This is a genomic window from Pseudobdellovibrio sp. HCB154 (genome assembly GCF_046267985.1).
In the GTDB taxonomy this organism is placed as follows: domain Bacteria; phylum Bdellovibrionota; class Bdellovibrionia; order Bdellovibrionales; family Bdellovibrionaceae; genus Pseudobdellovibrio.
Genome location: NZ_CP176530.1, coordinates 1,354,980 through 1,369,124 on the forward strand (window position 1 = coordinate 1,354,980; position 14,145 = coordinate 1,369,124).

3 protein-coding genes are annotated in these 14,145 nt (G+C 43.0%); all 3 read left to right on the top strand.

Going from position 1 to position 14,145, the window contains the following annotated elements:
- The first annotated feature begins 24 nt into the window (after nucleotides 1-24).
- The 3 genes from ACKWCF_RS06765 to ACKWCF_RS06775 all read left to right on the top strand — a co-directional run bounded on the left by ACKWCF_RS06765 (nucleotide 25) and on the right by ACKWCF_RS06775 (nucleotide 13,935).
- Complete coding sequence (locus ACKWCF_RS06765) at nucleotides 25-5,226, top strand: tail fiber domain-containing protein (RefSeq protein WP_409479947.1); 5,202 nt, start codon at nucleotides 25-27, stop codon at nucleotides 5,224-5,226.
- Nucleotides 5,227-5,291: 65 nt separating this feature from the next.
- Nucleotides 5,292-9,623, top strand: coding sequence for a tail fiber domain-containing protein (locus ACKWCF_RS06770; protein WP_409480252.1), 4,332 nt, complete (start codon nucleotides 5,292-5,294; stop codon nucleotides 9,621-9,623).
- A gap of 91 nt (nucleotides 9,624-9,714) precedes the next feature.
- Nucleotides 9,715-13,935 (top strand): beta strand repeat-containing protein, encoded by a 4,221-nt coding sequence (locus tag ACKWCF_RS06775; protein WP_409479948.1) that lies wholly within the window; start codon nucleotides 9,715-9,717, stop codon nucleotides 13,933-13,935.
- Nucleotides 13,936-14,145 lie beyond the last annotated feature (210 nt).

A 14,145-nucleotide genomic window follows, 5' to 3' on the forward strand; every position in this document is an offset into this window, starting at 1 on the left:
GTCAAAAATACCGACAAGTTAAGAGTGAAAAGTACACGTTGGTGGAATCATTTTGCGTTCGTAACATTTGCATTTATTTTCTTAAATGCGGCGTTTGCTTTCGCGGGTCCTTCACGCACAACGTATCAAGCTAAAATTGTAAAACCTGATGGTTATCCTCTTGAAGTTTCAAGTGTAAATTTTAAATTTACGATTCTAGATCCGGCAGGAAGTTGTATTTTATTTTCTGAATCTTATTCAGCTGTGAATATGAGTAACACAGGCGGTTTGATTTCTTTCTCGCTTGGTAGTGGCGTTAAATCTTTTCCAGTCAGTGCAACTACATTTGAACAAGTTTTTAGTAATATCACGCCAAACATGGGCTGTGATACGGGTGGTGGGCCTCCAGCGGTTTACACACCACTTGCTAATGATGCACGAAAAATTGTAATGCAGTTTAATGACGGTAACGGTTGGCAAACATTGCCTGCGATGAACATTAATGCTGTTCCGTACGCGATGTACGCCAATGATGCGATGAAATTTAACGGCATGGCTGTTTCAGACTTTGTGCAAGTTTCAACAATTCCAACTTGTGCAGCTTCTGAAGCCTTAAGATACACAGGAACTGGCTTTCAGTGTTTAGCTGTAGGTGGTTCTGTTTCGTCAGGCTCGGTGATCACAGCTCTTGGGTATACGCCAGCCAATGGAGCCAGTGTAACAGCTATTTCGTCATCACTAGCTACAACAGATGCTAATGTCGCGTCGGTTTCTTCAACGGTGTTTTCTGTTTCGAGTACGGTGACAAGTTTGCAAAATTCAGTGACAGCATCACTGGCTGCGATCACAAGTTCACAATGGACGGCAGCAGCATCTGGTATTTATTATGATTTAGGTTATGTAGGTATTGGCACAAGTGCTCCGACGGCGGCTTTAGAAATTAATGCACCAGCATCAGCCGGGTTTACAACGCAGTTCAAAGTGACTGATGGTACAACGGGTGGATATTTTGCGGTTACTGAAGGTACTTCAAGTTTGTCACGTTATTTGCCAATGTTTGAATACAGTTCAGCCAGTGTCAGTGGTTATGGTGGTGTGCTTGTTGGTAAAATCCCGCCGGCTTACGATTTACAAACAGCACTGGGTGCAGCCATTGTTATTGATGGACGCTCAGCAAGTAACACGACTTTAACAAATGCAAATTTACTTGTTGTTAGAAATTACACAACTCCTGCATTTGTGATTCAGGCAAGTGGCACTGTCGGTATCGGCACATCAACACCTGTTACAAAATTAGATGTATCCGGTGGTATTCGCATCGGTTTAGAAAATTCAGCTTGTACAGCAGGTTTAGCAGGTACATTACGTTATAGTGCGGGTGTTGTTGAATACTGTAACGGAACAAATTGGGCTGCGTTTGGTGTGAGTGGCGCTGGAATTTTAGCGATCAACGGTTTAACTTCTGGTTCGCAAACTTTTGCTTTTGCTAATTCAGGAACATCTCCGAATGTTTCTTCAACGGGCACAGTGCATACATTTAATTTTCCGTATGCTTCTGCGGTAGCAACGACAGCCGGTGTAATTTCTTACAGCGATTATCTTAATTTTTCAAATAAACAAGCTGCAACCAGTGCAGCTATTGCAGCTACACTTGGTTACACGCCAGCAGATGCGGTGAGTGTGACAACACTTTCTTCTACAGTAGGATCTGTTTCCGCAGCTGTGAATTCAGTTTCTGCAGCGGCTAACGCAGTCTCATCATCAGTTAATGCATTAGCTTCGACGGTGAACTCTGTTTCTTCAACAGTTAATTCGGTATCTTCAAGTGTAGCTAGTTTGCAAAACGCGATGGCAGCCTCGTTCGGTGCAATCACAAGTTCGCAGTGGACAACGAACGGCGCAAATATTTTTTATAGCACGGGTAACGTGGGAATCGGAACTTCAAATCCGACGGGACGACTTGAGCTACAAACTACCGTCAGCAACACTCTTTTATATCATATTAATTCTTCGTTAGTTCACACGACAACTGTATCAGGCGGGCATAATTTAGCTGGAGTGCATAGTTGGTTAAAGCCACAAGTTGCTAGCGGTGCAACGAATACATCAACGGCTTATGGCGTTGCTAATCGTAATGTTCGTAACACGACAGCGGGCGTAGACGATAACGGAACTTTAAATGCGATGTTTGGCGAACATATTTCATTCGGCCACAGTAATATTGGTGGCGCCTCACCAACAACGCTTTCGATGACTGGATTATATATTGATTCGCAACTAGGTGCGGGTACGGTGAATTCATACACAGCTTTAAGATTAGCCTCACCAAGTTTAAGTGGAGCTAGCGTTGGTTCACGTTGGGGTTTTGCGCAAGACGATGTTTTAGCGCGCAACTATTTCTTAGGTAATTTAGGTTTAGGAGTCACTGCTCCAGTCGCTCGTTTACAAATTACATCAGGCACTTCGTCAGTAGCTCCAGTGCGATTTACCGCAGGAACTTTATTATCAGCTGTGCAATCAGGCGCGATGGAATACGACGGTTCTAATTTTTATTTAACCGATGACAGCGGAAATCGTCGTGTGATTGCTGCGGGGGCTGCTTCGGGCACTATTGATAATGCCACAAATTTAAATTCTTCAAGTAACATCACGATGACGCCAACAAGTTCGGTGATTGTATCAAGCACATTAACTTCAACAAGCTCTAGCACTGGAGCTTTAGTTGTTAAGGGTGGTGTCGGTATCGGTGGTAATTTAAATGTCGCAGGAGCAGTGAGTAGCTCAGCGCAAGTTTTAGCAACAGGTTTTAGGGCGAACACAGGGGCTCCGAATAACGCGAATAACTCTACAAATGGTTATGCTTTTTCTGGTGACGGCGATACGGGATTATTTTCTCCGGGCACAGGTATTCTTTCACTTTACAATGATAATGCAGAAAGTTTACGTGTCTTAGTAAATGGTAATATCGGTATAGGAACTTCAACTCCAACTACAGCGTTGGAAGTTGATGGTGATATTACAACAACAGGTGGTGCTGGCGGTATTAATATAAAAGCGGGCAGTGTTGATCACGCTTATATTCAGTACTTTGCAAGAACGGCTACTCCAACTTCACGTACAGCTTATCTGGGGTTTCCGACGGCTGGATCGAATAATTTTAATATCTATAATGAAGTCACTTCAGGCTCTATCGTTTTTGGAACAGGCTTAGTTGAACGAGCACGTATTAGCAGTGTCGGAGTTGGTATCGGTACAGCAAATCCAGCTGCACCACTTCATGTTTACGGTGATAATCCGAATATACTAACTCTAGAGCGCGCAAATAATCAGAATGCAAATATTCTTTATAAAAATACAATCTATCAAATGTATGCAGGTCTTGCGCCGACGGGATATTTTGGTGTCGGGCCAGATGAAAACTTAGGTGTAAGCACGGGTTTAGTTGTAACAGCAAGCCAGACAGTGGGTATGGGTGGTGTGACTGTACCAGCAGCTACTCTAGATGTTTTGGGAGCTATTCGCGTCGGTACAGCGGCTGCAACAGCCGGGGCAGATATGCTTTATGCCCGCTACGGGTCATCATCGGAAACAACCGGCGTGCTTGGCGCGCGTTATTCATCAGGTGGATTATTTTTAGGTTACGGTATTCAAGCTGGAAATAGTGTAAGTGTTCCGTATTTATCTTCATACGATACTACCAATATGCCGCGCTCGGTTTTACACGTCGGCGCAGATATTGAATTTTTAACTGCGGCAGCGCAAACAACAGCGCCAGGACTTCCAGTTTCTATGACTCAAAGAATGGTTGTGATGAATTCTGGTAATGTGGGTATTGGTACATCAAATCCTGGTGCAAAACTTGATGTTTCTAATACGACGGATTTCATTTCAAATGGAACAGGTGCAAATACTTATTTTAGAAATTCTCAATCGGTTAACGGAGATTACTTAGGAATCGGTTGGATCAGTGAAAATGTTTGGGGAATCAGTTCAGCAGATAGTGGGACGTACAGAAGCTTAACGTTACAACCCTACGGCGGTAATGTCGGTATCGGCACAGCCAGTGCAACTTACAAAGTGCAGATTAACGGAAATTCTATATCAAATGGCAATCCGCAAACACTTGTGAGTGCTTTCGCAGGTAATGGTCTAAATATTCAGGGTAACGTTTCTAACTCTTCGCAAGATGCCATCACTTATCAATCAGGTGGATCAGGCGGGGGAGCGGTGATCGCTTTTCGTCGTGGTGGTAGCTATGACACGTACATGGATTTTTACACAAATAATACAGCAAGTGCCGGTGCTATTACTCAGGCCATGACGATCAATAATTTTGGTAGTGTCGGTATCGGTACATCTAGTCCATCAACGGTGAACGGTTGGCAAAAAGTTTTAGATGTGCACGGAAGTAATCATGCGAAAATGGTTTCAACGCAAGATAATGGGACTGTATCCGTGACCACTGGGGTTTACAGTCATAGTTTATCAGGCAATTCTTACGCTGGATATGCGCTAGGTTATGGTGGCGTAGGATTAGTCGGCACAGAGTCGAATCATGATTTAGGCATTATGACGAATAACACAACTCGCATCGCTATTACTAAAGCGGGTAATGTTGGTATAGGTACTGTAGCGCCAGCTCATAGTTTAGCGGTGAATACGAATAATGCTGGTGGATATACAATTATTTCAAATAAAAATTCGGCGGCCGGAGGGCAAGAGTGGCGCTGGTATTCTTCATCGACGGGAGCGCCGTTAGGATCTGATTCCATGTGTTTTGGTATCGGTGCTTGTTATTTCAGTTTATATACAACCGGTAATGCAACTTTGACGGGAACATTAACGCAAAGTTCAGATGTGCGTTTAAAACGTGACATCGCTTCTATCCCTTACGCACTTGATGCAGTTTCAAAACTTGATGGTGTAACATACTATTGGAAAGATAGTAGTAAAGAAGCTGACAAACAAATTGGTTTAATCGCGCAAGAGGTAGAAAAAGTTTTTCCTGAAGCGGTTAAAACAAATGCGCAAGGTTTTAAATCAGTGGCGTATCAAAACTTAATTGCCCCGGTGATCAATGCGATTAAAGAAATTCGTGAATGGTTATTAAAAACCGACGAACGAATTCAAGTCTTAGAAGATGCTAGAAAACAGGATAAAGCAGCGATGGATGAATTGAAGAAACAAAATGAGACACTCAAAGTGTATCTTTGTGAGAAAGACCCATCAGCACCTATCTGTAAATAAACAGTTTTCACTCTGAAAACCTCCAGAACCTAGACGTTTTTGCCGATAATATCTATGTGAAGCGCATGGCAATGGTGCATTTTTTGTATTTGTTGTTTAGTCTGGTTTTCGGACTGCAGGCCCATGCTTCGCCTTTACGAACCACTTATCAAGCAAAAATCATAAAACCTGATGGATATCCGCTTCAAGCAGCCAGCGTAAATTTTCGTTTTACGATTTTAGATCCGTCAGCATCGTGTGTTTTATACGTTGAAGATTTCGCAGCGATTAACATGACTGACAGTGCAGGGTTGATTTCTTTTTCACTGGGTTCAGGAGTTCGTTCATTTCCAACAAGCGGAACGGCATCAGCATTTGCAAATGTTTTTAATAACGCAACAACATCGTACAGCTGTCAAACTCCAGGGATTTATACTCCGGCAGCGAATGACAATCGTAAAGTCGTGATGCAGTTTCAAGACACGAACGGTTGGCAAACTCTGCCGGCGATGATTATCAATGCTGTTCCGTATGCGATGTACGCTTGGAAATCTGATAATGCCACTTTATTAAATGGCAAAGCTGATTCAGCTTTTGTTCAGTACAGCACAATCCCCACATGTGCAGCTTCACAAGCTCTTCAATATAACGGCGCAAGCTTTCAATGTATTACTGCCGGCGGTGGAACTTCGTATACAGTAACAGCTAACGATGTAACGAGTGCTTTAGGTTATACACCAGTAGATCCTTCAACGCTTTCAACTTCGTATACGCCGCAAGCCTCATTTACGACAGTCACTTCAACAGTAAGTTCACTTGGTGGTTCGGTAACGACCTTAACTTCACAGGTAAACAGTTTAGGCAGTTCAATCACAGCATTAAGCTCTTCGCTAAATACATTAACGACTTCTATGAATGCGCTGGCTTCATCAGTGTCTTCGATCACATCTTCACAATGGGTAACATCAGGTTCATCAATTAGTTACTCAAGTGGCAATGTTGGTATGGGAACAGCAAATCCTTTACGCAAACTTCATATTCAATATAGCGACAACGGTTTTGATGAAGGCATTATGCTTGAAAATCAAGGAACATCTGGTGCGAATCTTTCATTAAAAAATTCGTCAGCCGGCGGTCATGAGTATATGTTAATCTCTACAGGATCTGCCAACTCTACCGGTGCAGGTTATTTCGGCGTGTACGATGGTACGACCAGTGGATATAAGTTTGTAGTTAATCCATCAGGAAATATCGGTATCGGCACAAATAATCCGGTAACGAAATTAGAAGTTTCAGGTGGTGTCCGTATTAGTATGGAATCAGCAAGTTGTGCTGTGAACTTCGCAGGTACATTAAGATATAACTCTGGTTCAGTTGAATTTTGTAATGGTACAGTGTGGACTGCTTTAAGTGCAGCTTCAAGTGGATCTCTTCAAATGAGTGCAGGAACAGTTTCAGCTCCCGGGCTTTCTATTTCTGGCGATTCTGATACTGGAATTTATAGTTCAGGGGCTAACAGCATTTCTTTAGTAGCTAGTGGATCAGCAGGCATTACTCTTTCAAATGATATTGTCGATTTAGTCGGTGCTGTTCAAGTGGACCCGTGGACAATGTATTCACAAGTGCCAATGCAAATAAATGGCACGGGCCAAGATCCCGGTTATAGTTTTGCTAATGGTCCAAGTATGTTTTCACCGTCAGTGAACGTTTTATCGTTGGCAACTGATGGCTCAGAGCGATTAAGAATTAATCCAGTAGGTTATGTCGGTATTGGTACCACTAATCCGATTGTGCCACTGGATGTATCTGGAACAATTCGCAGTGCCATTGCTACAGATGGTAATTTTTTAATTTTACAACGAACTTCGCAAAGAAATCATTATATACAGGGTATAGGTCAACTTTTAAAATTTACCTCTGACAGCGCTAACACTTATGATTTTCAATTAGATGCTTCGAATAGAAATATTTTTATGGCGACTGGTGGTGGTAATGTCGGTATGGGAACATCTGCACCAACCGGAAGATTAAATATCGTAAAAGCTTCGGCAGATACTTCGCAGGCCAATGCTGCCGTTAATATCGGAAGTACCGCAAATCCAACATCATTATCGATGGGTATGTATGATTCTAACTATGCTTGGATTCAAACTTTCGCCACACCTCTTTATATTAATGCTTTAGGTAACAACACGATTTTTAACCGTGACGGCGGTAATGTGGGAGTTGGTGTAGAAGCTCCAGTTGCAAAACTTCAAGTGAACGGAGAATTTTCAGCTGGTAGCACGCAAACACTGCAAGGGAATGCGAGTAATAAAAGATTTTTAATCGGTGATAGTAACTCGTATTTAAATTCAGGTGGCGGTTCAAATAAAGCCTACATCTTTGGTGACGGCAATACGATTAATACCGGTGGTGGTGGATCAAATAATATTTTTGTGGTTGGGCAAGGCATAAGTACAACTTCAAGCCGAATCGCGATGGGTATTGGTTCTGAACAATTTACGGTGTTACCATCTGGTAACGTCGGTGTTGGTGCGACCAACCCTGGTGCAAAATTAGAAGTTGGTGGACAAATTAAAATTACCGGTGGTTCTCCAGCAGCCGGTAGATTCTTAGCTTCTGATGCTTCAGGTTTAGGAACTTGGACAGCGTTAACTTCAGGTACAATCACAACAGCTTTAGGTTACACGCCGGTGGCAAGTGGATCGATTTCTGGATCGAAGTGGACTAGTGTTACTGGAGGTATTAATTATGCTTCTGGATATGTAGGCATCAATGCGACGACCCTTAAAGTACCGCTTAGTGTGAACTATGAAAATGGTGTGTACAATCCATCATACTTAGATATTCCTACATATGCGGCGGCTGTGCTTGTGGCTTCAGGGGCAGCTGAAACAGTCGCGAACGTGACAAAACCAGTGCTGGTGTTAGTGCGTGCAAATCAGAGCAGTTGGTCTTCGGTGGCGCGTTTTGAATTAGGTCGTCATACTGCAAATCCCAATGCGAACACGCAGATGAATATAAAACTTTCGCAAAGCGGAATCGGCAATGAAGGTGATAATGCGCCAGTTGTTATGACAATGTTATCAACAGGTAATGTGGGTATTGGTTCAAGTACGCCTTCAAGTAAATTAACAGTGGACGGAACAATTCATTCTTCATCGGGCGGGTTTAAATTTCCAGATGCAACAACTCAAACTTCAGCAGCGGCAGTATCAGGTTCAGTGAATGGCGCTATTCAATATAAAAGCGGAAGTTCATTCGGTGGAGCCAGTGATTTTACTTGGGATACAACAAATAAAAGATTACAAATTGGTGGCGTCACGTTGTTTGGTACGACTTGGAACTTTATGGCTAATGGTGGTCAGTCAGCCGGCGTTACGGGTTCTTACAATTACGGAATTGGTAATTATTCGCTTCAAGCATTAACAACAGGATCGTATAATGTGGCCATGGGTGGAAACACACTGAATGATGTTGTTAGCGGTGTTCGTAATACAGCTATCGGTGACGGTGCTCTTTCACAAGTGACGGGAAGTTATAATACAGCTATTGGTACCGGAGCGGGTAACGCCATCACAACAGGTACAGGTAATGTTATTTTAGGTTCAAACAATGGCTCATCAGTATCCGGAGCAACGAATAATATTATTATTTCAGATGGTTCTGGTAATAACAGAATTCATGTCGATTCAGCCGGTGAAGTGGGAATCGGTGGAACTACTTCGCCAAGTTCATCTCTGGAAATTAAAGCCAAAGCAGCCACTGGCGGAGTTAATATGGTGATGGTGACTGACCCAGTTTTAACACTTAATAAAGTCAGCGCGGGAGACTCGTCGGCCATTCGTTTTAGTAATAATGGCACTATGGTTTGGGCTTTAGGAGATCTATACGGGACTTCTTTTAATTTATGGAATGCAGCTGCATCGACTTATAATTTTACAGTTACGGCCAGCGGAAACGTAGGTATTGCAAACTCTGCACCGTCTTACAAATTAGATGTCAGTGGAGATCTTCGTATTACAGGTACGCCGTACCGTAATGGTGGTGATTCGGCGTGGATTGTTCCATCTGATGAAAGACTTAAAGATGTTTCTGGAAAATATAACCGTGGCCTTCGTGAAATCGCCAATATTGAAACGATCTATTTTAATTACAAAAAAGATAATGCAAAACAAATTGATTCGTCTGTGACTTACACGGGTGTTCTTGCACAAGAAGTACAAAAACAAATTCCAGAAGCGGTGAAAGAAGATAAAGAAGGATTTTTATCATTAAACACAACTCCGATTTTCTGGGCGATGGTGAATGCAATTAAAGAGCTCTACTTAGAAAATGCAGAGTTAAAACAGCAAAACAAAGCTATTAAAGATTATCTTTGCGCCAAAGATCCATCCGCACCAATCTGTAAATAATCGTTTCAATCTGAGACATCATTATATTTGATGTACCAACAACTGTTCCGGAACATTTCAGGATAAACGCAATAATGCCGATAAGTTAGCTATGTGGACGTGGCTGGTGCGGCTATTTTTTGCCGTAAACATTTTGCTTATTTCTCTTTTTTTAGAGGCAGCACCTCTAAAGACCACGTATCAAGCTAAAATTTTTAAGCCCGATGGTTTAGCTCTTGAATCTAACAATGTGAGTTTCAGATTTACAACTCTAGATCCCGCAGCGTCGTGTGTTTTATATATCGAAGATTTCAGCGCTGTGAATATGTCAGGCAGTGGTGGACTAATTTCTTTCTCGTTAGGAAACGGCGTTCGCTCTTATCCGGCCAGTGCTACAACATTTGCTTCAGTTTTTGATAACTCGACCATATCATACAGCTGCCAAGCACCAGGAATTTTTTCTCCGGTGGCTACAGACAATAGAAAAATCGTGATGCAATTTAATGACGGAACTGGTTGGCAAACATTACCAGCGATGGCGATCAATGCGGTACCTTATGCGATGTATGCTTCAAGCGCAGATGATTCCCATTTATTAAACGGTAAAGCTGATACAGCTTTTGTTGAAAAGCTAAATGTTCCAACCTGCGCCTCAGATCGTATTTTATATTTTAACGGTGCAAGCTTTAGTTGTATTTCGTATACAGGAAACGGTTCAGGCGGTGGCGTAAGTACTGTGAGTACAAGTGGTTCAGTCTTAGTAAATACAGGAACAGCTTCAGCTCCGGTTCTATCAGTAACGGTATCGTCAATGTCGACAGATGGTTATTTAACCTCATTAGACTATCAAGAGTTTAAAAGTAAATTAAGTGCTTCATCTTCAGCGATCACTTCGACTTTAGGTTATGCCCCGGTCAGTAGTTCAGCGGTCGCAACTCAAATTACAAGCGCCTTAGCTTCACAAACTTTATCAGGTGACGTGAACGGAAGTTTTTCAGCAACAAATGTTTCACAAGTGGGTGGTAAAACCGCTTCACAAGTGGCCACAAGTGTTGATGAAACTTTAGCTGCAACAGCAGCCGCTTCAGCCAGTACTTTAGTTAAACGCGATGGCAGTGGTGGGGCTTCATTTAACTCAGCTTACATTTATAAACCAGGCACAAACTTTAGCGTAAGACTTCAGGCACACGCAAGTTTAGCGGCTAATTATGTTTTAACTTTGCCACAAGATGATGGAAATTCTGGACAAGTTCTTTCAACAGACGGTTCTGGAAATTTATCATGGATTAATCCATCAACAGGTTCCGTGGTGAGCGTTAGTGGAACATCAAACGAAATCACTTCGACAGGTGGCTCAACTCCAGTTTTAGCTTTAGCTGATGTAGGAACTGCGGGAACATATTTTAAAGTGATCACTGATAGTAAGGGCCGTGTTGTCTCTGGTGCGCAGTTAGTTTTAAGTGACGTGACAACAGCTCTTGGTTATGTACCTGCAGCCAGCGGATCAATCACAAGCTCACAATGGGTAACATCAGGCTCAACGATTTATTATAACAGTGGCCGTGTTGGTGTCGGAACAAACAATCCCTCAGCGCAATTAGAAGTTTATAATAGCGGTGCTGGTACAAGTGTAGTTCAAGTTGTGAAAGGGAATAATACACAGAGCGCAGATTTGCAACAGTGGCAAAATGGTGCAGGTGTTGTTGTTGCTAAAGTCACTCCTTCAGGAAATTTTATGGCCAGTGATTCTTCAAACGGAATCGCTATTACCGCGAATGCCACTGGCGGAATGGGAACGGGTGTATTTGCCAGTGCAACAGGGGCCAATACGACAGCTGTATTTGGTTATGCTCCGGGTACGAATGCCATAGGATTATATGGTTCTGCGGGATCTGGAATATCTGGATATTTTTACAGCCTTTCACAGCTGAACACGACACCAACTGTAGTGATCAGACAAAACGGCACAGCTACAGCAAATCTTTTAGAATTCAGAAATGCAACAGGATCTGCAACAACAGTTGTGCAATCTAACGGAGCTATGGGTATCGGTACAGCCAACCCAGTCACTCAATTAGATGTTTCAGGCGGCGTGCGTATTAGCATGGAGTCAGCAACATGTACTGTGAGTTATGCCGGAACTTTACGATATAATTTAGGTCAAGTTGAATACTGTAATGGTTCTACTTGGTCAGCTTTTGGAATCAGTGGTTCAGGCATGCAATCCTTCAATGGATCAACAAGTGGTACACAAAGTTTTGCGACGGGTACGGCAGGTAATTCACCTGCGTTTAATACATCTAATGGAGTACACACCTTAAATATTCCATTAGCCTCAGCGACAGGCTCAGTCACTGCGGGATTAATTTCAAATGCCGATTATCAAAGTTTTAGTAATAAAGTAAGTTCACAATGGACGACATCTGGAAGCACCGTGAATTATCTTTCAGGAAATGTCGGTATCGGTACAAATAATCCAGATGCAGCATTATCTATCGTGACCGCAACAGCCGCAAATCCTGGTCTTAAAATTTACAACTCGGCAACAGGTACAGGTATTGGCTTAGATCCGTATTATCCAACTGTAGAATTTAATCGTTGGCATGATGGCACAAATGGCCGCGCCTTTGGCAGTGGTTATACCGGTGCTCTTAATATGGATCCAGCTAACGGTGATTTCCGTTTTCTAACGGGCAATAATCCAGGCGCAAATAATATTCCAACGATGGCTGATGCTTTAATTATTAAAAACTCTGGGCAAGTCGGTATCGGCACAACAGCGCCTACAGCAAAATTGCATTTATCTGACTCCTCAACAGATCCGGCAATAATGCTTCCCATTTTACGAACTTACTCAACTTACAATCCAAGCGGGCCAAGTGCTGTTGATCATTGGGCGCAGCATCACACGGTGAATTACAATTCAGCATTTACAGGTAATCGTATTATTGGCTCGCATATTTTATCTTTAAATTCTTCTTCAGGAAATTTAAATGAAATGATCGGTGTAGTTGGTGCCTCTGATAATACGGGAACGGCGGCAGTATCTTACGTAACCGGTGTTTATGGGCGCGCCCGTAATTCCTCGACTGGTTCGATCGGCGATGCGAAGGCGATTTATGCAGTGGTTCCTAACCCTGGTGGTGGCACAATCTCCAATGGATATGGAATTTATATTGATACGGTCGCTGCTACTAACAACTATTCAATCTATGCAGCAGATACAACAGCGAAAACTTATTTCGCTGGTAAAGTGGGAATGGCCGGAGCCTCAGCTCCGACAACAAAATTGCAAATAGGTAATCCATTTTCAGGTGTGGCAAATACGTGGAGTGCAAGTCGTACGCTCGGTGTGATGATCGGTGATGATACTGATAATCTGTATGTCGGTCTTGAAAACAACGGCACCGATGAAAAACACCCAACGATTATCTGGGGCGACAACGGAACAGAACCTTTAAAATTTCAAGTCAATGACCCAATAGGAACTGTAACAGAAAGAATGCGTATTTCAGGCTCTGGTTTTGTCGGCATTGGCACATCCGCTCCAGCTCACTTGCTTCATATCGCCGGTAATAATTCTGGTAACGGCAAGCAAACCGGAGCACAAATCGGTGATGTCGGAACCGGGCAAGGGCCATTATTTTTAGTTCATAACAATCCAACGGTTGCGGGTAATGCCTATTATGATATGGGTTGGAAATACGGTGGTGGTGCCGGAAAACCGTCATGGATAGATCTTGTCAACGGAGTTAAATTTTTTATTTCAAATAATACAGTAGGTACAGCGGGCGTTTCAATCACCGATATAGCAACGCCAAAGATGATCATTGCCTCAGACGGTAATGTCGGTATCGCCACAGCAACCCCGCAAGCTAAATTAGAAGTAAACGGTGATGCGCGTTTTGGTTGTCGTGCAGGTTTTTGGCCAGTCGCTGACGGGCGTATCTGTATGGAAGCCACACTGCGTTCGCACACAAGTATTAACGGTATGGCCACTGGAACTATTACCGATAATGCGATCGCAACTTGTAAAGGCGTAGGTCCTGGTTCGAGACTTTGTACTCACAATGATTTCCAGCAAGCCTGTGGCGCAAGAGCGATTGCCGGCGTTCCTGATGTAGATCCTTACGGCGGTGTCGCCAACGGCGTTTATGGTGATCATACAGCGATAGTCAGTGGCCAAGTTACCTTTAATCCAAGCTCTATGCCAGCGGGCCACATGGACGATGTTTATTTAACTTGGAATGGAACAGCCTGCTCCGCAAATAACGATGGTCTAGGCCGTCATGCCAACGAAACATCTGCATTCTCTTACCGCTGCTGCTATTAAAAAATATAAAACTATTAAATTCTGCGCTAGTACACCCATGAGATGAAGAACTTATGACGCACCAAAAACGCTCGGGGTTTCAGATTACAATGTAATCCAGAACCCCGAGCGCCGGAAAATAGGCGCGCGGTCTAGGATTACTGGTTTTAAAGTTGTCCGGTTCCGGATAAGTCTTTGCTTGTCGGATTTAATGAATGTAAACAGGTTATA